This window comes from Lyngbya sp. CCY1209 (assembly GCF_035615495.1).
Classification (GTDB): domain Bacteria; phylum Cyanobacteriota; class Cyanobacteriia; order Cyanobacteriales; family Microcoleaceae; genus Limnospira.
In genome coordinates, this window is the sequence record NZ_JAJENU010000497.1 from 16,423 (window position 1) to 36,188 (window position 19,766).

Annotated in this window: 14 protein-coding genes; 6 read left to right on the forward strand and 8 right to left on the reverse strand. The window is 53.6% G+C overall.

The window, feature by feature from the left end; translation table 11 throughout:
* Positions 1-35 precede the first annotated feature (35 nt).
* From LKE08_RS15600 to LKE08_RS15625, 6 genes are all read right to left on the reverse strand, one after another.
* Entirely contained in the window at positions 36-1,349 is a 1,314-nt protein-coding gene (locus LKE08_RS15600) for a DNA methyltransferase (protein ID WP_324705165.1), read from the reverse strand.
* A gap of 64 nt (positions 1,350-1,413) precedes the next feature.
* Positions 1,414-3,327 (reverse strand): tRNA uridine-5-carboxymethylaminomethyl(34) synthesis enzyme MnmG, encoded by a 1,914-nt coding sequence (gene mnmG / locus LKE08_RS15605; RefSeq protein ID WP_324705166.1) that lies wholly within the window; start codon positions 3,325-3,327, stop codon positions 1,414-1,416.
* A gap of 155 nt (positions 3,328-3,482) precedes the next feature.
* Positions 3,483-5,012: an adenylate/guanylate cyclase domain-containing protein gene (locus tag LKE08_RS15610; RefSeq protein WP_324705167.1), complete on the reverse strand. Its 1,530-nt coding sequence runs from the start codon at positions 5,010-5,012 to the stop codon at positions 3,483-3,485.
* Positions 5,013-5,103: 91 nt separating this feature from the next.
* The gene (locus tag LKE08_RS15615) at positions 5,104-5,637 is read right to left on the reverse strand and encodes a Rab family GTPase (protein WP_324705168.1); all 534 of its coding nucleotides are present in this window, start codon (positions 5,635-5,637) and stop codon (positions 5,104-5,106) included.
* Between the two features lie 10 nt (positions 5,638-5,647).
* A complete protein-coding gene (locus tag LKE08_RS15620) occupies positions 5,648-8,161 on the reverse strand; it encodes an OmpA family protein (protein WP_324705169.1) in 2,514 nt (837 codons plus the stop codon).
* A 110-nt stretch (positions 8,162-8,271) separates the two neighbouring features.
* Positions 8,272-8,880: a hypothetical protein gene (locus LKE08_RS15625; protein WP_324705170.1), complete on the reverse strand. Its 609-nt coding sequence runs from the start codon at positions 8,878-8,880 to the stop codon at positions 8,272-8,274.
* A gap of 524 nt (positions 8,881-9,404) precedes the next feature.
* Here LKE08_RS15625 and LKE08_RS15630 point away from each other — a divergent pair.
* A complete protein-coding gene (locus LKE08_RS15630; RefSeq protein ID WP_324705171.1) occupies positions 9,405-10,433 on the forward strand; it encodes a hypothetical protein in 1,029 nt (342 codons plus the stop codon).
* On the opposite strand, the gene pyrF is transcribed toward LKE08_RS15630, so the two are convergent.
* Both pyrF and tyrS read right to left on the reverse strand, forming a co-directional pair.
* Positions 10,434-11,147: an orotidine-5'-phosphate decarboxylase gene (pyrF, locus tag LKE08_RS15635; RefSeq protein ID WP_324705172.1), complete on the reverse strand. Its 714-nt coding sequence runs from the start codon at positions 11,145-11,147 to the stop codon at positions 10,434-10,436.
* Positions 11,148-11,288: 141 nt separating this feature from the next.
* Complete coding sequence (gene tyrS, locus LKE08_RS15640; protein ID WP_324705173.1) at positions 11,289-12,536, reverse strand: tyrosine--tRNA ligase; 1,248 nt, start codon at positions 12,534-12,536, stop codon at positions 11,289-11,291.
* Positions 12,537-13,009: 473 nt separating this feature from the next.
* Between tyrS and LKE08_RS15645 the strand changes: the two genes are divergently transcribed.
* The 5 genes from LKE08_RS15645 to LKE08_RS15665 all read left to right on the forward strand — a co-directional run bounded on the left by LKE08_RS15645 (position 13,010) and on the right by LKE08_RS15665 (position 19,765).
* Positions 13,010-14,824, forward strand: a complete 1,815-nt coding sequence (locus LKE08_RS15645; RefSeq protein ID WP_324705186.1) for a penicillin-binding protein 1A — start codon at positions 13,010-13,012, stop codon at positions 14,822-14,824.
* A gap of 135 nt (positions 14,825-14,959) precedes the next feature.
* Positions 14,960-15,187 (forward strand): type II toxin-antitoxin system CcdA family antitoxin, encoded by a 228-nt coding sequence (locus tag LKE08_RS15650; RefSeq protein WP_324705174.1) that lies wholly within the window; start codon positions 14,960-14,962, stop codon positions 15,185-15,187.
* Positions 15,188-15,538: 351 nt separating this feature from the next.
* Positions 15,539-17,314: an ATP-binding protein gene (locus tag LKE08_RS15655; protein ID WP_324705175.1), complete on the forward strand. Its 1,776-nt coding sequence runs from the start codon at positions 15,539-15,541 to the stop codon at positions 17,312-17,314.
* A 255-nt stretch (positions 17,315-17,569) separates the two neighbouring features.
* A complete protein-coding gene (locus tag LKE08_RS15660) occupies positions 17,570-18,115 on the forward strand; it encodes an NUDIX hydrolase (protein WP_324705176.1) in 546 nt (181 codons plus the stop codon).
* Positions 18,116-18,337: 222 nt separating this feature from the next.
* Positions 18,338-19,765, forward strand: a complete 1,428-nt coding sequence (locus LKE08_RS15665; RefSeq protein WP_324705177.1) for an FAD-binding domain-containing protein — start codon at positions 18,338-18,340, stop codon at positions 19,763-19,765.
* Position 19,766: the final 1 nt, after the last annotated feature.

The following is a 19,766-nucleotide window of genomic DNA, read 5'->3' on the forward strand; positions in this document are numbered from 1 at the left end:
ACCCAATTTTCGATCCGATTCCGAGAATCTAACGGTCAAAGTCGAGACCTATTCAGTCCCCGCGAATGGTTGGCGACCCAAAGGATTCCTTCGTGTAAGGGAAATCGATGTTTTCGATTTTTCCATTTGGTATTTCGATCGCGCCATTTATCAAATTCATAATCTGCAAAACCGGCGGCGATCGCCAATTCTCCCAACCAGCGATCAACGGGAACGTGAATCCCATAGGGTGCGGAATCGCCAATCGCGAAACAGATTTTTGAATCGTCATGACAGACTCTTTTCAGTTCGGACCAGACTTTTGCCATCCCGACAAAATAGGCGGCTATCATCGTATGATAGTGCTTTTTTCCGCCGTGCAATAATCGCTCCGATGACAGGCGATCGCAAACCCCCGCAATTTCTTCTCGGATCGGTCGGAGTTCGGGGGAATTTAAGAGAGTTTCGAGGGACAATCGCGATCGCGATGCGTGTTGGGATGAGGAAACGATCAGATATTGTCTGACTGCCACGTGCAAATCTCCCCAACCGTCAATTTCTCCCCAAAATGACAGTTCAAATCGGGTCGCATCGGCATAATCGTAATTGTTGGCGTAGGGAGGAGAAGTGATGACTAAATCGATGGAGCGATCGGGTATTTCTGGACAATTTCTGGCATCAGATTTGATAATTTTAGCGGCGGGTTGACGGCCGATTTCTTGTAACTCCCTCATGTCGGCTTTCATCATTTCAACCTGTGCCACAAATGCTTCCAAAGGGGGAATGACTTTCTTTTTTGTTTTGTTGGGTAAGATATACTGCCATTGTGCGGTTCCCACGCCGGAACACACTCGGAGAATGGCGGTAATTGCCAGCCAATTCAACTCCGAAGCCGGAGAGCGATCGCTGTAAGATTCCCAAGCCAACTTCAGCTTATTTAACTCCGTAAGTACGTCGGGTGAAAAGCTGCGGATAATTAATGAGGGGTAGTTTTGCGGTATTGCAGAACAGTTTTTTGCAAATTTCAGGATATCAAACGCCCGATTTTCAAATTCTGTAATTGACGATGACCAGAACGTTTTGGCTTTGGCGATTCGACGGACGAATGGATGCGCTTCGATGCCGATGCCGTTGACTCCCAAGCGATCGGCCGCGATCGCAACCGTTCCCGACCCGACAAATGGATCGAGAATTTGAGGGGAATCAAAACCGCAGTTTTCGATGATTTCCTCGACCCATTCCGCCGAAAAACCCGCCGAATACCGAAACCAGCGATGAACGGGCAATTTCATATTATCAGAAAATGTACCCGATCGCCCTTTCTTTTTGGAAACAGTTTCCAACGGAAATAATTCGAGTTGAATCGCCATAAAAATCCTCAAATAATCGATCATAGCCCTCCCCTTGCGAAGGGGAGGGTTGGGTGGGATCAAACTACTTCCCCGCCGCCGCCGGTTGCCGGTTTCGCACTTCCAAATAAATCAACAAGGCGTTGATGTCCGCCGGATTCACCCCGCCAATTCGGGATGCCTGACCGATGGTCAGTGGCTTGACTCGGTTCAACTTTTCCCGAGACTCCATCGACAGGGTTTCGATTTTCATGTAGTCCAAATTTTCGGGAAGTTTGCGGTTGGCGTGGCGGCTGATTTGGTCGATCTGGTTTTTCTGGCGTTCCATGTAGCCGGAATATTTGATCTCGATTTCCGCCCCTTCTTTTTCGGCTAATTCCAACTCCGGACGGCCGAGGCCGTATTGTTCCAATTGGGGATAGTGGAATCCCGGACGCCGCAACAATTCCGCCAGGGTGATCGATCCTTTAATTCGCTGTTGGGTATCGGATGCGATCGCCACCCCCACTTCCTCCCGTTCCTTGACTCGGGTGGTTTCCAACCGTTTTTTTTCGGCGAGAATATTCGCCTGTTTGCGTTGGAACAATTCCCAGCGGCGATCGTCGATCAAACCGATTTCCCGGCCCAACGGCGTCAGCCGCCGGTCGGCATTGTCCGATCGCAGCAACAGCCGATACTCGGAACGACTCGTCAGCATTCGGTAGGGTTCCCGCAGATCTTTCGTACACAAATCGTCAATCAACGTGCCGATATAACTCTGTTCCCGAGGAAAGATTATCGCCTCCTCGCCCCGCACTAATTTAACCGCATTAATTCCGGCGACGATGCCTTGGGCCGCCGCCTCTTCATAGCCGGTGGTTCCGTTGATCTGACCCGCACAAAATAGCCCCTCTATTTTCTTGGTCATCATCGTCGGATAACATTGCGTCGCGGGCAAATAGTCGTATTCCACCGCGTAGGCCGGACGCAGCATCACGCAGTTTTCCAAACCGGGGAGGGTTCGCAACATTTCCAACTGCAATTTCTCCGGCAATCCGGTGGAAAATCCCTGGATGTAAAGTTCGGGAATATTGCGCCCTTCCGGTTCGATAAAAATCTGGTGACTTTCCTTGTCCGCAAACCGGACAATTTTATCTTCGATACTCGGACAGTAGCGGGGTCCTTTCGCGTCCACCCAGCCGCCGTAAACGGGAGATAAATGCAAATTTTCCTGAATTAAACGGTGGGTTTCTGGGGTCGTCCGGGTCAAATAACAGTTCATTTGTTCCCGTTCCACCCACGCTTGGGGGTCGAAACTGAACCACCGCACGCGATCGTCTCCCGGCTGGGGTTCCAAGTGGGTATAATCGACGGAGCGCTTGTCCACCCGCGCCGGAGTTCCGGTTTTCAGGCGCCCGGTTTCAAACCCCAAACGGTTGAGGGTTTCCGTCAATCCCACGGCGGCGAATTCTCCGGCTCGTCCGGCTGGCATGGATTTATTTCCCACCCAAATTACGCCGCCCAAAAAGGTGCCGGTGGTGAGGATGACGGCTCGGCAGCGAAAGGCGACGCCGAAATAGGTTTCGACGCCGATAATTTCGTCGTTATTTCCTAATACTAAATCCGTCACCATCCCTTCGCGGACGGAGAGATTTTCTTGATTTTCGACGATGCCGCGCATCACTGCCGCATATTCCCGCTTGTCGGTTTGTGCCCGCAGCGCCCAGACTGCGGGGCCGCGAGAACTGTTGAGGAGGCGCTTTTGCAGGTAGGTGCGATCGGCCATTTTGCCGATTTCTCCCCCCAACGCATCGACTTCGTGGGTGAGTTGGGATTTAGCCGGCGCCCCGACGGCGGGGTTACAGGGTTGCCACGCGATTTTATCCAGGTTGAGGGTGAGCAGCAAGGTGCGACACCCCAAACGCGCCGAAGCCAATGCCGCTTCACAGCCAGAGTGTCCCGCACCCACCACGATGATGTCAAATTCGTCTTGAAAGTCTACGGGGGAAGTTACTGTCATGGTCGGGATTCGTGCGATGTTCGATTGATTTTTATTTTAGCGATATCGTCTATATTTTACAGGTTTGAATGGGGATCGTGCGATCGCGCCCCTTTAGAATTCCGGATTTCCGAAACTCTCGATCGCTATTGTATCTCAACTCGGGGGCGATCGCCTCAATTTCCCGGCCGTTCTGTTTCGGAAATGGGGGCGAAAGGTGGCGGAGTGCGATCGGGTGGTATAAGACAAAAATTTTCGCCCTGATTGTCGTCGTTATTTTCATCCATATCGAAGAGAAAATAGGTGTTCATTTGACCTTTTCCTTTGACGTAGATCGGCTCTCGCTTCTCGAATAAATACCGGTCTTTTAACAGTTGATATGTCACCTCTGAGACGTGAATTTTTCCGGGTATGCCGTGAGACTCCATCCGAGATGCGGTGTTGACCGTATCCCCCCACAAATCGTAGATAAACTTTTTCAGGCCGATCACCCCTGCCACGACGGGTCCGCTGTGAATGCCGATGCGGATGCTCAATTTTTTGTCCCGTGTACGATTGAACTCGCCCAAAACTTTTTGCATTTTCAGGGCCATTTCGGCGATGGCGATCGCGTGATCGTCCCGCCGGGTGGGCAGGCCACCGACCACCATGTAAGCATCTCCGATCGTTTTTATTTTCTCCAATTCGTAGGCTTCGGTGAGGAGGTCGAAAGCGGAAAAAATTTGATTAAGGAGGTTAACCAAATCCACCGGAGAAAGCTGGGATGCCAACTCCGTAAAACCGACGATATCGGCGAACAAAACTGTCACCTCGGAAAAACTTTCGGCCATGATGCTGGGTTGGCGTTTGAGCTTGTCGGCAATTTTTTTGGGCAATATGTTCAGCAACAGCCGTTCCGTTTGTTCTCGTTCCCGCTGCAAGGCTGCTTCCGACAGCAACCGTGCGGTGATGTCTCTCAAAATCGCCCGGGTGGCGATCGCTTTGCCATCTTTCAATTTGCAATTGATACTGCCTTCGACCGCGATCGTCCGGCGATCTTTTGTGATAAATTCTGACCTCAAAGAATCGATCGCTTCCCCCGATATCAAACGGGAAAAAATTTGCAAAAATTGAAATTTGCTGTCGGGATGAATGATATCAAAAATCGTCAGATCTTTGATTTCCGAGTCCGCATATCCGAGGGTTTCTTTCCAGGCTCTGTTGACGTACATGAAATGACCGTCGGGGCCGAAAGACTGGATCAAATCGCTGGCATTTTCAAACAGATCGCGATATCGTTCTTCGCTTTCCGCCAGAGCATTTAACAAAAGGCTGGTTTCGTTGGTCGCTTGGACTAACTTTTGTTCCAGAACCATCCGTTCTGTCACGTTTGCCAAGAAAATAATGAGCTGCTCTTCCTGGGTTTCTGGATGGCGATGGGGGTTGACAAATAAATCGAAATAAACGGGGGGAGATGCTTCGGAGAAACGACCGATCCCCTTCAATTCAAAGCTGGGCAGTTCTCCCCGCAAAACTTCCGCCAAAATTTCTTCGGTTCCGAACAGTTCCGGGAACCCGTTGCGGACATCCTCGCCGGGAATTAACTGTTCGGGTGGGTCGGCAAAATCCCCCGCCGTCGCCGAAATTTCACGGACGATGAAATTGCCATCCAAAATCAGATATTCTAAGTGATGGGGAACTACAATTTTGGGCCGAACCTGTTTCATGTCGTCCTCGATTTGATTTTCGACACATCTTGACACTCATTAATTATACTGGTTCGAGCTGTCCTTCTCCGGCTCAAATTGCGATCGCGGGTCAAGCGGGTTCCACCATCTTCTCGGCCAATTTTTGAAAAATTTCATCGACATAATCGCCCGTTTTCGCTGAAGTCTGATAAATTCCCACGGCTTTTTCGCAGATTTCGGGCGGGACGCACCGGGTCAGCTTTTGCAGTTGGGACTCGCCCACCAAATCGGATTTGTTCAAAGCGACGATTATTTCTCCCTTGGGATTCACGGATAAAAACAAATTAAAATGTTCGATCAGGCGCTCGATCGTTTCTGGGCGGGTCAGATCCGCGACCAACATCACCCCGGCGGCCCCCCGCAGGTAAGAGGGCGCGATCGCCTTGAATTTCGTGTGTCCTTCGATATCCCAAATTAACAACTGCAAATTCAGCGTTTCTTGCCCTTTTACATCCCGCAATTCGACATTTTTCCGGGAAATTTTGACTCCCACGGTTGATAAATATTGGTCGCTGAATTGGCGATCGACGAATTGCCGGATCAGGCTGGTTTTGCCGACGCTGAAATCGCCGACCATGCACATTTTTTTGGAGATTGTAGACATTTTATTGAGGTTATTCTGCCGATTTTTCTATGATTTCAAATACCACAGTTCTGCCCAACAGGAAAGGTTGATGAGATGCGACATCGGTCGGTGGCTCCGGGTTCCCCACCACTTCCAGGCGGTTCGGGTCGATACCCTGTTGAGTGAGAGCGTCCCGCACGGCTTCGGCTCGCTTGAGGGCCAATTGCTGGTTTTTGGCGGCATTGCCCCTGACATCGGTGTGGCCGATTATTTTGAGGGAGAGTCGGGGATAGCGATGGAGAACGTCTTTGATGCGGGCGATGATGGCGATATCTTTGGGGTTCAATTGGGCCGACCCCCCGTCGAAGTAAATGCGGTTTTCGATGTGTACCGGATCGACTTTTAAGGTGCTGAAAACCGACCGGACTCCGGGAATTTTTTCAAAGGCTTCGGAAATTTTATGGGCATCTTTCATTTGCCTGACTTGACCATCGATCGCGACTTGGCGATCGCGATAATTGGTTTGAATTGAAATGCCGGGAAGTTCGTTAAAGAGGGCGGTCAATCGCTCCACTTCCCCGGCGGTGGCGACGGGATCGGGGGGGACATCGACGGCGATGGTTTGATTGTCCAATTCCAACTCTGGGGCGGTGGATAACGCCAGACTTCCCGCCAAGTTTCGCAGTCTTTCATTGGGAACTTTTCCGGTTAATTTTAAGCGATCGCCGTCCACATCCACGCCGATTTTATAAATCGCTAATTCGGGGGTCGAGTCCAACAATTCGGCGGTTTGGGTTTCGATGCGCCGTTCCCGGGCATTTTGAGCAGAAAAATATCCCCAAGGCACGAGGACGGCTAACCCCAAAAACACCCCCACACCGAGCAGCGCGATCGGGAGCCGATTGGATTTATTTTCGACCGGAAATTGTATCAATTTCTCCAACAGTTGATTGACGGCCGCTGGAATGCTTTCGCGATCGCCGTCAAAGTTTTCGATCGCGTCGCCGTAATCCAAAACGATTGTCCCCATCGTTTTCCGCATTTTGGCAACAAATTTTTGGGTCGGTTCCCCTTTGATGACGACGGCTAAATAGCAGTAACCCGCCACTTCCAGAATAATTTTGGAAGCACCATATTCAATTTCGTTGAGTTCCGAATAATCGTCCGGTTGAACGATGCAGTCGCTGACGAAACTCCGGATCGCCGTCAACATCCCCCCGATCATTTCCGATTCGAGGCTATGGCTGCCGGAGGTTTGCACGTCGGACATAATTAATCCCGAACTTTTATGAATTAAAAATATAGCTTGGATGCTGAACGGCATCGATTCCTGCAGGATCAGTTCAGCTTCCGAAACCCCTTGAAATTTGGCTCGAACTTTTCGGGTGACTCCCTCCACGCTCAAGGCGTTGGCAACTTTTTGGTTGATATTTTGAATGGCTTCGGTCAGGTATTTGCTGATGGTATTGCCGATCACCGGATACAACGCATCCACCATCGCATCCCGTTCCAGGCGAACTTGTTCTTTGATCGCCCTCCCCATTTCCGGCGCCAAGGCGTTGGCGATCGCATCCCGATCCAGTTTTCTTTGCTCCCGAATCGCGATCGCGACTTCGGGCGCCAGGGCTTGGGCCACTTCTTCGGGAGAGTTTTTAATATGCTGAGAAATCGCCCCGGGTAGCAGGTCGGCGATCGCATCGATCATTCCCGATTTATTTTGTCGCTTTTTACTGGTAATGATTTCATCGATGATCGGCACGATTGAAGAAATGACATCTTCTTTAGATGCGGTAATTTCGCGGCTTATAATTTCTTGTATCGCCGGAACCAAGAGCTGAAAAATTTTGTCCGGATCGTCAAAGTTCTCCTGAACCGTTTGGAGTTTCTGATCGGTAGAAGCGATTTTTTCGTGCAGCTTCGGTAACTCAGTTTCAAGACAAGCTTTCGTGATTTCTTCAAATTCTGATAACTTTGAACCGAGCAGTAAATCCTGCAAGGCGTCGAACGGATCGGAAACATCTTCTGCCGGTTTGATTTCTGTATCGGTTTCGTCGCCCCCGGCAGACTCCGAGGCGGTCTGTTTTTGATGCCAACGATCGGAGGAAACATCACCCCCCGAATGGGAGTCCCCATTTCCATCCTCCGTCCATTTCTCCTCCGACTGGCCGCACTCGTCGGGGTCGATTTCAATTAACCGCAGCCTCTCGGTTCGCAATTCCTCACCTTCGGGCACCAATTCCGAGGAGGTGACGGGTGGGTTCGGCAAATGGTCGCGATCGCCGGAAAACCGCTCTTCGAGTCGGACCGCCCGATTTTCCTCGGGCTGATGGGAAAAAGCCTCTACCCTGTTTTCCGGCTCGCTCTTTTCATTCTCAACCCTTGAATTGTCTGCGTCTGGGAATGGCGGCAAATTTTCGGGGATGCGATCGGCGTCGGACTTTCCGATCAAAACATCCACCAACAGATTGACCAATCCTTCCAGTTGTTCTTCCGGCTGGTGGGATTTTAAATCGACATCTTTCTGCCCGTTCATGGTGGCCGTTTTTTTGTTGGATCTGCCCATCGGATGCTACCCCCAATTTTTGAATTGAATTGTCGCGGCCAAAGCATCCCGAATTGACCTCGCCCAATTGATGCCATTTCAAACCGCCCCTTTCCCACGGTCAAAACGGTTTATTTATTCTCGGTCCCTTCCAGCAGTTGAATGTCGGTGTACATATTCGTATCGGCGGCTTCTTGGAGCTGCGGCACGAATTCGGTTCCCTTCAGCTTCATCCCCATTTCAAATAGGATTTCCGCCATGTCATGTTTGGAAACCTTCGTATCTCTGATCATCGACAACCGCTGATCGAGCTGCTCGAACACCTGTTTTTTCAAGTCCCTAAAGTCCTCTTGCAAGCGATCGCGGGTTTCGGTAAATTCTTCCCGGAGCAAGGTGGTCTGACTGTCGAGAGATTCGTCGAGGGCTTCGATGCCGTTGGAAAACTTGCGGTTGAGCCGTTCGAGCTGCTGTCGCAGTTCCGCCGCCTCTTCTTTGCTTTCGCTGCCGAGAGTCTTGATCTTTTTTTCCAAGGATTCGTTGGTCGCCCGGATTTCGGTCGATAAAATACTCTTCACCTGTTGGGCATAATCGTACAGTTCCTGCTGGAGTCGGGACAGGTCGGACTCCATTTTCTCGAAGCGATTATTAAATTCCCGAATATTTGAACCAAAAATTATATCGCGAATTTGCTCGATGTTCGCCAGCCTTTCGCGCATTTCTTCTTTGGTTATATCTGACATAACTTCTCCTTTGACGATCGCCAGTATTCTGGTGACTTTTGGGGTTATTTGGGGGCGACTGTAATTGTCGGTATGACAATCGCCTTTACCATTGCATAGATGCCCGAATAATTTCTTTGATTTTTGTCTGGATAGACCCTCCAATCCTGACACCGAGCTGTCAACTTGTCAAGATCGTTCGCTCCGCGCAATGACCCTTTTTTTACATTTAGCCTTCTTAATATTATATCAGATATATAGTTCCATGTCAATGTTTTGCAATAATTATTTATATTAAACGAGTCAGCCGCCCATCCCGCGTATAATTAATTTCGGAAACCCTTCTCCGACTGTTGATCGCCCCCCGGCATCGGGGTAAGGAAGCGAGGATGAAAAGGGAGATTTTCGCCAGGGAGCCGGTTTTTCAGTTTCGCCGGGGCACAGTCCGGCGAGATCGGCGCGAGGGACGCGGTTGATCGGCTCCCCCGAGCCCCGGAAACCGGGTGTCAATCTTTCGGTAGAATTGTACGGCATCAATTGACGAGATGAATATTCCTTCTCTGCTCAACGTCGCGATCGGTTTGTTTTTAGTTTACCTCATTTTGAGCCTGCTGGTTTCCGACCTGCAAGAACTGATTTCGGCGTACTTATTTGATTGGCGGGCCAAAAACCTGAAATCGTCCATCGAGAGTATTTTGGGAGCGGAAATCGCCCGGAAGTTGTACGAACATCCGTTAATTCGATCGCTGAAAAATTACAAAATGGATCGCGACAAGGGGGCGGCGGGTCCGTCTTACATCCCCGACGAAATCTTCGCCCTGGCGCTGATCGACCTGTTGATGGAAGCGGCGGGGATCGAAGAAAGAATCGTGTCGCTTTCCGTGGAAGACTTCCGGGAAGCGATCGCCTCCGATGAAGTCCAAAAGCTCCTCGACAAAGAGCGGATCGAACTGATGCGATCGCTGGCCAACAAAGCCCAGATCGACGGCGACAAGAAACCCTTTATCAAATCCTTGGAATCCGAGTTGATCGGGTGGTTTAAACAGTCGATGGATCGCGCCTCCGGAGTCTTCAAGCGTCGCGTAAAAGGGATGATTTTGGTGCTCGGTTTCGCCGTCGCCGTCCTGCTGAATGTCGATACTTTAAATCTCGCCACCCGCCTGTCTTTGGAACCCGTCCTCCGCGAACAGGTGAGCCAAAATGTTGACTTCGTTTTGAGCGAAAATGCCCTGTCGAAATATCTCGACTGTTTGGAACGCGCATCTTTAGAACCCAAAGATTGCCAAAGCCTCGTCAGCCCGAATTTTTTAAACGGGGTGGAACGGGAGTTTTTCTCTCTCCCCGTGGGTTGGAACGCCGCCAATTTAAGTTATCAATTCGGGGCCGACTTTTCCAGCTTCAAACTGCTGCGGGCGATTTTAGGTTGGACCCTGACCGCGATCGCGATCTCGATGGGATCATCGTTTTGGTTCGACCTCCTCAACCGGCTGATCGACGTCCGCAACACCGGCAACAAACCCCCCGCCGCGATCGACTTCCAAAGCTCAAAATCCTCGGATTCTTCTCACTCCTAATTAAATCATTTTGAGTTCTTCCGAAATCAACTTCAACGCCGCCGACGGGTTATTCGCCTGGGTGATGGGGCGCCCGATCACCAAATAATTCGCCCCCGCCTTCACCGCTTCCGAAGGGGTGCGCGATCGCCGCTGATCGCCCTTTTCCGCCCAACTCGGACGGACACCGGGACACACCAGCAAAAAATCATCCCCGCAGGTCCGCCGCAACTGTTCCACCTCCTGGGGAGAACAAACCGCCCCCGCCAAACCGCAGTCCTTCGCCAACAATGCCATGTGTAAGGCGTACTCCGGCAGTTCCAGGGGAATTTTGAGGTCGAAAGCCAATTCCCGGGCGTTGAGGCTCGTCAGGAGGGTGATGGCGATCAATTGGGGGGCGGGTACGCCCGCCTCTTTCGCGCCGATCTCCGACGCTTCCTGAGCCGCTCTCAGGGCGACTTTTCCGGCGGTGGCGTGAATGGTAATCAAATCCACCCCGTAACTGGCGGCGGCGCGGCAAGCCCCCGCCACAGTGTTGGGAATGTCGTGAATTTTCAGATCCAAAAAAATGCGTTTGTTGCGCTGTTTGAGCTGCTTTAAAATTTGCGGCCCGCAACTGACGAACAGCTCCAATCCCACCTTCCAAAACGAAACTTGGGGCAGGGTTTCGATCAGGGCGATCGCATCCGCCTGGGTGGGGACATCTAAGGGGACAATAACATTATCGATCGTCATGGTTGTCGAATTGGGGTGTGGGGGGTGGGGTGTGGGGTGTGGGGAAAGTGAAAAATGAAATATGACCGATTCTCTTTCCCTTCTGGGTGGGGGCAACCTTATAGGGTTGCCCAATTCTGGAGAACGTCGGGGATTGGGGGTTTAAACCAACCGGACAAATTTCTTTTTTCCAACTTGCAGGACCCGGCCTTTGAGTTCGTCGGGGGAGTCGAAAGTGAGGTTGGGGTCGGAGACGCGATCGCCGTCGATCCGCACCGCACCGTTCTGAATTTGTCGCCTCGCATCGCTGCCGCTCTTGCACAGGTCGCTGGCACCCAAAATATAGAATAACTTGGCGGGGAACTCCACGGTTTCCAGGGAAAATTCCGGGACGGCTTCGGCCCGTTTCGCATCTCCCTGCACCAAAGTTAAAGCCGCCTTTTGGGCTTCCGAAGCCGCCGCTTCACCGTGGTATTGGGTGACGACATCGAGGGCTAATAATTTTTGGCGATCGCGGGGATTTTCGGGGAGTTTATCCAGGGGGCGATCGGTGAGCAACTCGAAATATTCGGCGATCAAACTGTCGGGGACTTTCTCCAATTTCGAGTACATGGTCAGGGGATCTTCCGAAAGCCCGACGTAATTTCCCAGGGACTTGGACATTTTTTGCACCCCGTCCGTCCCGATCAAAATCGGCATCAATAAACCGAACTGGGGGCGCTGTCCGAAATAGCGCTGCAAATCCCGCCCCACGGCGAGGTTGAATTTCTGATCGGTTCCTCCCAATTCCACGTCCGCTGCCACGGCCACCGAATCGTATCCCTGCATGAGGGGGTAGAGAAATTCGTGCAAATAGATGGGATTTTCCTTTTCAAACCGGAGAGAAAATCCCTCCTTCGCCAACATCTGGCCTACGGTCATCCGGGAGAGCAGGTCCAAGATTTTCGCCAGGTCGAGTTTGGACAGCCATTCCGAATTGCGGCGAATTTCCAGGCGTCCGGGGGTGTCGAAATCCAAAATCGGGCGCAGTTGGTCCAGGTAAGTTTGGGCGTTGCGTTCGACGTCCTCGGCGGTGAGTTGCTTGCGGACCTCGGATTTGCCGGTGGGGTCGCCGATGCGGGCGGTCAAATCGCCGATGATCAGGACCGCCGTGTGTCCCTCGTCCTGGAACGCCCGCAGCTTGCGAAAAATGATGCTGTGTCCGAGGTGGATATCGGAACCCGTGGGGTCGATCCCCAACTTGATCCGCAGGGGGCGATCGCTCTGAGCCAACCGCCGGCCCAAATTCTCCTCGGGGTTGGGAGAATCCGGCAGTTCCGGGAAAACTTCGTTGATGCCCCGGCGCAGTCGGGGAAAATTTTGCAGAGAGGCTCCGGGCGAGCTCTCCGCGACAGGTTGACTCACAATCATGGCAGGATAGAAACTTTTGCGAATGCAGGGCGAGATGCGTTAATCTTGATTCCTGATCAACGAGTGTGGGCATCGTGACCCAACTCACACAGAATCCTATCATTTTCCGATCGTTTTCTGTCGGGATTGGGATGTCGGGTTCCCCCGCCCGTCCGGATCGATCCGAGATGTTGCGGAGGTTCCCACTCACCCGATCGGCAAACGGAAGAAAAAGATTTGAGTCCGGGGATTGTCGCCGATGCGATCGCACAGAAGCAGATGCTATATCCTTGGATTCAGTGGGGTGAGGGCTGACCCGGACCGAACCCCGAAGTCAGATCCCCTGTTACCCTGTTTTCCTGGAGCGGAGTGAAATTAACGTGTCATCAACAAACGCAATCCGACGCCAACGACGGCTCGAATCATCGTCGGGCCTATTTGACTTCATTCAGTCAGTCAGCAAGGTCACGGCCGGAACGCTGCTGGGTACGACCATGTTAGCCAGTTCTGTGGTGGCCGGAGGTTTGGTTGGTCTGGCCGTGAGTTTCCGCAACCTTCCGGACGTGCGGGTGTTGCAGAACTACGTTCCCACCGAAACGACCCACATCTACGACATCAACGGCAAACCCCTGGCCAGCCTCCACGACGAGGCGAACCGGGAGGTGGTTTCCCTCGACGAAATTTCCCCGGACCTGAAGCGGGCGGTGCTGGCGATTGAAGACAGCAATTTTTACTACCACAAGGGGATCTATCCCACGGGGATCGTGCGGGCCTTCGTCGCCAACCTGGAGAGCGGGGAAACGGTGGAGGGGGGTTCGACCCTGACGATGCAGTTGGTCAAGAACCTGTTCCTGTCCCCCAACCGGACGATCAGCCGGAAAGCGGCTGAGGCGGTGATGGCGATTCGCCTGGAACAGATTTTAGAAAAAGATGAGATTTTGGAGCTCTACCTCAACCAGGTGTATTGGGGCCACAACTTGTACGGGGTGGAGACGGCCTCCCAGAGTTATTTCAACAAGCCGGCGTCGGAGCTGAACCTGGCCGAGGCGGCGCTGATGGCGGGATTGATCCCGGCGCCCGAGGATTACAGCCCCTTCGCGAACTACCAGCTCGCCAAACGACGGCAGGCGATCGTTTTGGACCGGATGGCCGAACTGAAGTGGATCACCCCCCAAGAGGCGGCCGAGGCCAAGAAACAGCCACTTTTGGTGGGCACGATCACCTCCTTCCGCACCAGCCAGTTGCCCTACGTCACCGAGGCCGTGGTGCAGGAGTTGACGAAGCAGTTCGGCCGGGACGCGGTGTTGAAAGGGGGGATGCGGGTGCAGACCAGCATCGACCTGAACTTCCAGCGCATGGCCGAGCGGACGGTGAGCGAGTGGCATGACCGCCTCTACTACCGGGGCATCTACCGCGATCGCACCAACGGTCAGATCGCCCTGGCCGCCGTCGATCCGACCACCCACTTCATCAAGGCGATGGTGGGGGGGTCTGACTACAAGACCAGCCAGTACAACCGCGCCATCCAGGCCCGCCGCCAGCCCGGGTCCTCCTTCAAGCCCTTCGTCTACTACACGGCCTTCGCCTCGGGCAAATACGGACCCGATTCCGTCGTCAACGATACCCCCGTCAGCTACCCGGACGGCTACGGCTACTACTCCCCCCGCAACTACGGCGGCGGCTTCTCCGGGGCCGTCTCCATCCGCTCCGCCCTGCAATCCTCCCTCAACATCCCGGCGGTGAAAATCGGTCAGGCCGTGGGACTCAACCAGGTGATCGAAGTCTGCCGCATCCTCGGCTTCACCAGCCCCATCGAGCCGGTGATTTCCCTGCCCTTGGGATCGGTGGACGTCACCCCGATGGAAATGGCCGGGGCCTTCGCCACCTTCGCCAACGACGGCTGGCATTCCGACCCCACCGTTATCGTGCAAGTCACCGACAGCCAGGGTAACGTCCTGCTCGATAACCGGCCCAAACCCCGCCTGGTGCTGAACCAGTGGGCTGTGGCTTCCCTCAATAGCGTCCTGCAAGGGGTGATTACCAGCGGGACGGGAACCCGGGCTAGACTGGGACGGCCGGCGGCGGGCAAGACGGGAACCACCTCCTCGGAGCGGGATGTCTGGTTTGCCGGCTACACGCCACACCTGTCCACCGCCGTTTGGGTGGGCAACGATGACTACACCCCCCTGAGTGCCGGTGCGACGGGGGGAACCGTCGTGGCTCCGATCTGGCGGGACTTCATGAGCCAAGCCCTGGTTGGCAAACCCGAGACGGGCTTCACCTCCCCCTCCCAGTTTGAAGCGCCCTAGCCGGTCCGATCTCATTTCCCGGCGAAGGATGAATCGGACAGAGATCGTACAATGGAAAACAACACCGCCTTCGCCGGGATTTCCGGTCGGGACAGCCCTACGGTGTTCGCTTTCATGCATTAGGATCTTGTCGTCATGAATTTAAATACTTCTTCTTCCTCCAATGCCGCCAGCAAAGTGGAAGTGTCGATCCACATCGATTCCGAGCTGCTCGATCAAGTCAAGCACTTGACGAACGACCCGAGTAAAGTGATCGAAACCGCTCTGCGGCAGTGGCTCCGGGGAGAGCGCCCCGAAGATGATCTGGCCCTCAACCTGCAGCGCAACCCCCCCGTTCCGCCCCGAGGCGAGTGGAATGATTGAACCCCTCCTCCGGGTTCCGGGCTCGGGTGACGACTCGATCGCCCGTCCCCAAAACTTGACGCGATCGTTGCCGTCGCGGACCGCCCGGTCGGGGAAGAATTGGGGTCGCCATCCGGTCGGGTCTGCCCTGGCTGATCGCCCGCAGCTTTCCTGGTATTGGAAATTCCCGGCAATCGATCGGATTCGATTTCCGATTTCTCATTCGAGGTGGAAATAGAGTGCTGCCGAGAGTTCGCCAATGTTGCAGGAAGTAAGCGCCAAAGTCAACAAGTTCTATTGTTGGGTAACTTTGGGTCAGTCTGATTTAACGGGTAACGAAACGCTTTTGCCAATCCTCCGTCGCGAATCCTCATGAATGCTGACACGGATTCCCCGCTCCCCAATTCGGCTTCTGCCGAGCTGTTTTCGGGTTTGGAAGCCGACCTGGTTTTTGTTCAAAATCAATCGGGTCAATATCTATATTTTTCCTGGCGACGGGGCGATCGCCATCCCATTCGTGCCGATCGCATCGTGGGCACTTCCATGGAAGACTCCTTCAAACCGGTCGTCCTCCAGCCCTATCTGGAACGGGTGCGCCGAGTCCTGGAAAGTTCGATCCCGGAACGGTTCAGCTACCCGTTCGGTTACGAAGACCAATATTTCCCCGTCGAATTGATTGTCAGTCCCATCCTCAAATCCGACGGCACCGCCACCGAGATCTTGGTAATGGGACGGCTGCTGGAGAACGTGCAACTGCCCCCCAATTCGGCGGCCGACGAAGTGATCGCCTACCGTTCCCTGCCCTCCAACTTCGACATCCAGCAAAAAATGCTGGTGCAAATTGCCGGGACCCTCTGCCGCACCGTCCCCCCCAGCTCCCAGATTTACCAGACCATCCTCGGCCAAATCGCCCAAAAAATTCGCCGCACCCTCGATTTGAAGCAAATTTGGCAGCAGACCGTTGACAGCCTCGGCCAGGTGTTGGGGGTGAGCCGCTGCATCATCTGCCCCCACCGCCCCGGCCGGGATGACGGGTACAATAACTTGCAAACCCAGGTGGTCGCCGAGTACCGCCAAGAGGGCACCCGGATGATGCTGGGGTTGGACTTGTCCGTCGAGCGCGAATTGGGCTGGGCCCAAGCCGTGAAAACCCTCGAACCCGTGGTCGTCGAGCGCAGCGTCCCGGAAAACGACCCCTACCGCCGCCACTCGATCCTCGTCGTCGCCACCGCCTACCAGGACCAACCCAACGCCCTGATCGCCCTCCACCAGTGCGATCGCTTCCGCCAGTGGACCGCGGCCGAGATCGATTTCGTCCGGGAACTGGCCACCCACGTCGGCACCGCCCTCGCCCACGCCACCCTCTACCAAGAATTGGAAGAGGCCCGGGCCGAAGCCGTCGCCCTCTCCCGCCTCAAAAGCGAATTTCTCGCCAACACCTCCCACGAACTGCGGACCCCCCTTAACGGGATCATCGGCTTTCTCAAACTCGTTTTGGACTGCATGGTGGACGACCCGGAGGAAGAGCGGGAGTTCATACTCGAAGCCCACCGCGCCGCCCTCCATCTCCTCAATTTGATCAACGATGTCCTCGATATCGCCAAGATCGAAGCGGGGAAAATGGAAATCGACCTAGCCCTGGTGAAAGTCGGGGAACTGCTGCGGGAAGTCGAACAGTTCACCCGCCCCCAAGTCCAACAAAAAGGTCTGAATTTCACCATCCAACCCGCCGCTTTGAACGACGAATTGATCGTCTATGCGAACTATCAAAGATTGTTGCAAGTTATGCTAAATTTGGTGGGAAATGCGATCAAATTCACCCACGAGGGCGGCATCAACATCAGCACGGGAATGGTCAAACAAAAAGTGGTCATTCAAAATCAAGAACTGCCGGGATTCATCGAATTTCGCGTCGTCGATACCGGCATCGGCGTCCCCCTGGAAAAACAAGACCGCTTATTCAAGGCATTTTCCCAGGTGGACAGCGGATACACCCGCCAATACGGCGGCACCGGATTGGGTCTGGTCATCTCCCAAAAACTGGTGCAGGCGATGGGCGGTTCCGTCAAGTTTTACAGCTTGGGAGAAGGGCTCGGATCGACGGTGACATTTACGGTTCCCCTGTACCAAGAACCGGTCAACAATTAACAATTAACAATTAATAATTATTAATTTTATTTTTTTTGACGGCTTTCGGGGGGGTGGGGGCTGGGAACCCTTGACCTTGATTTGTTGTGCTGCGATGATTTAATCTGGAAAGATACCCGGCCTCGAACTTTCCCACCTCCGGATGGGAGGGCGGACTCTCGTCTGGGTTCCCCGGCGGAAATGGCGCCCGATTGGGTCGGTCCGTTGGGTATCCAAAAAATCGAGACTTAAATTAACACTCAACCCTAAAATTCCATGCGACCCGGTTCCGAACCCCCCGAAATTCTCCAGCAGCGTCTCTTTTACCGGGGACGCAAATTCAACTTCGACGTCAACCGCCTCCGCCTCCCCAACGGCGTCGAGGGGGACTGGGAGTGCGTCCGCCACCCCGGCGGCGCCCTGGTCATCCCCGTCACCCCGGAGGGCCAATTGGTTTTGGTCAGACAATATCGGTTTGCGGTGCAGGGGCGGACCCTGGAATTTCCGGCGGGCACCGTGGAAGCCGGCGAAGATCCCGCCGATACCGTCAAACGGGAAATTGAAGAAGAAACCGGCTACCGCGCCCGCCAGTGGCGGAAGTTGGGACAATTTATCCTCGCCCCCGGCTACTCCGACGAAATCATCTACGCCTTTTTGGCTGAACATCTGGAAAAACTCGACACCCCCCCGGCCCAAGACGACGACGAAGATATCGAAACGGTATTGATGACCCCCCAAGAGGTGGAAATGGCGATCCAAGCCGGTGAACCTTTGGACGCCAAATCCATCGCCAGTTTTATCCTGGCAAAACCGTTTTTATGACGGGAATCGGGAGACAGCTAAGAAACCGGGTTTCTATTCAGATTGTAGTGGACTGTTTCATCTTAAATGAGGCGATCCGATCTGAATCTACAGGCAAGATGCCCGATGCTCCGTTTTGAATTTTGCCTCATTTTAGCCGAAACGGTCTAGTAGGGGGGAATACGAGATCCTTTGAGAAACCCGGTTTCTGAAATCAACAATTCTCAATTCTCAATTATTTCAATGTCCGATTTAATCCTATTTTGGCACCGTCGCGACCTGCGAATTTCCGACCACCGGGGACTGGCCGAAGCCCGCCGCCGCAGTTCCCAGATCGTGGGGGTGTTTTGCCTCGACCCGAATATTTTGGAGGCGGATGATGTCGCCCCAGCCCGGGTGACTTACCTGATCGGTTGCCTGCGATCGCTGCAAGAACGCTATCGGGAAGCGGGGAGTCAACTGCTAATTCTGCACGATGAACCCGTGCGGGGATGGTGGAACTTGGCAACCGCTTTGGAGGCGAAGGCGGTGTATTGGTGTCGGGATGTGGAACCCTACGCGATCGACCGCGATCGCGCCGTTGCCGAAGCCTTGAATGACGCGGGAATTGAGGTTGAAACCTATTGGGATCAACTGCTACATTCTCCCGAAGAAATCTTCACGAGTTCTAACGAACCTTACAAGGTTTACACCCCCTATTGGCGGAAGTGGAATCAGCAGAAAAAAGATCGCCCCTTCGAGACGCTGGCGGACGTGACGGGACTGACAGACAGCCAGCAGGAGGCGGCGAAACAAGCGGGGGCGATCGCACTCCCGACGGCGAAGGATTTGGGGTTCGTGTGGGAAGAACCGTTGATTTTAGAACCTGGGGAAGAACCGGCCCGCGATCGCCTGGAGGACTTTTGCGATCGCGCTATTTACGAGTACGACGAACAGCGAAATTTTCCCGCCGTGGACGGTACATCTCAGTTGAGTGCGGCGATTAAATTCGGGGCGATCGGCATCCGCACACTGTGGGCGAAAACGGTGGAAATAATGGAAAATACCCGCAGCGACGAAGCCCGAAGTCAAATCCGGGCGTGGCAGCAGGAAATCGCTTGGCGGGAGTTTTACCAGCAGGCATTATATCACTTTCCGGAACTGGCGAACGGGCCCTATCGGGAACCCTTCGATCGCTTTCCTTGGAGTGACAATCAAGAGCATTTTCAAGCCTGGTGCGAGGGTCAAACCGGCTATCCGATCGTGGATGCGGCGATGCGACAGTTGAATGAAACGGCGTGGATGCACAACCGCTGCCGGATGATTGTCGCCAGTTTTTTGACTAAGGATTTGATGATCAATTGGCAGTGGGGCGAAAAGTATTTCATGCAAAAGTTGATTGACGGAGATTTGGCGTCTAATAACGGCGGGTGGCAGTGGAGTGCCTCCAGCGGCATGGACCCGAAACCGTTGCGAATTTTTAATCCGGCATCCCAGGCACAAAAGTACGATCCGGAGGGGGAATACATTCGCCAATGGCTGCCGGAGTTGCGGAATTTGGAGACGGCGGATCTGGTGACGGGGAAAATTTCCTCTCGCGATCGCGAATCCTGCGATTATCCGGAGGCGATCGTCGATCACAAGCAGCAGCAAAAACAATTTAAGGCAATTTATAAAGATTTGAAAGGTTAAT

What these genes read in the sequence shown, in the direction of transcription:
- LKE08_RS15645 (WP_324705186.1), top strand. Translation starts at nt 13,010, where the DNA reads ATGTTAGCCAGTTCTGTGGTGGCCGGAGGTTTGGTTGGTCTGGCCGTG.
- mnmG (WP_324705166.1), bottom strand. Translation starts at nt 3,327, where the DNA reads ATGACAGTAACTTCCCCCGTAGACTTTCAAGACGAATTTGACATCATC.
- LKE08_RS15610 (WP_324705167.1), bottom strand. Translation starts at nt 5,012, where the DNA reads ATGAAACAGGTTCGGCCCAAAATTGTAGTTCCCCATCACTTAGAATAT.
- tyrS (WP_324705173.1), bottom strand. Translation starts at nt 12,536, where the DNA reads ATGATTGTGAGTCAACCTGTCGCGGAGAGCTCGCCCGGAGCCTCTCTG.
- LKE08_RS15650 (WP_324705174.1), top strand. Translation starts at nt 14,960, where the DNA reads ATGAATTTAAATACTTCTTCTTCCTCCAATGCCGCCAGCAAAGTGGAA.
- LKE08_RS15665 (WP_324705177.1), top strand. Translation starts at nt 18,338, where the DNA reads ATGTCCGATTTAATCCTATTTTGGCACCGTCGCGACCTGCGAATTTCC.
- pyrF (WP_324705172.1), bottom strand. Translation starts at nt 11,147, where the DNA reads ATGACGATCGATAATGTTATTGTCCCCTTAGATGTCCCCACCCAGGCG.
- LKE08_RS15625 (WP_324705170.1), bottom strand. Translation starts at nt 8,880, where the DNA reads ATGTCAGATATAACCAAAGAAGAAATGCGCGAAAGGCTGGCGAACATC.
- LKE08_RS15630 (WP_324705171.1), top strand. Translation starts at nt 9,405, where the DNA reads ATGAATATTCCTTCTCTGCTCAACGTCGCGATCGGTTTGTTTTTAGTT.
- LKE08_RS15655 (WP_324705175.1), top strand. Translation starts at nt 15,539, where the DNA reads ATGAATGCTGACACGGATTCCCCGCTCCCCAATTCGGCTTCTGCCGAG.
- LKE08_RS15660 (WP_324705176.1), top strand. Translation starts at nt 17,570, where the DNA reads ATGCGACCCGGTTCCGAACCCCCCGAAATTCTCCAGCAGCGTCTCTTT.
- LKE08_RS15600 (WP_324705165.1), bottom strand. Translation starts at nt 1,349, where the DNA reads ATGGCGATTCAACTCGAATTATTTCCGTTGGAAACTGTTTCCAAAAAG.
- LKE08_RS15615 (WP_324705168.1), bottom strand. Translation starts at nt 5,637, where the DNA reads ATGTCTACAATCTCCAAAAAAATGTGCATGGTCGGCGATTTCAGCGTC.
- LKE08_RS15620 (WP_324705169.1), bottom strand. Translation starts at nt 8,161, where the DNA reads ATGGGCAGATCCAACAAAAAAACGGCCACCATGAACGGGCAGAAAGAT.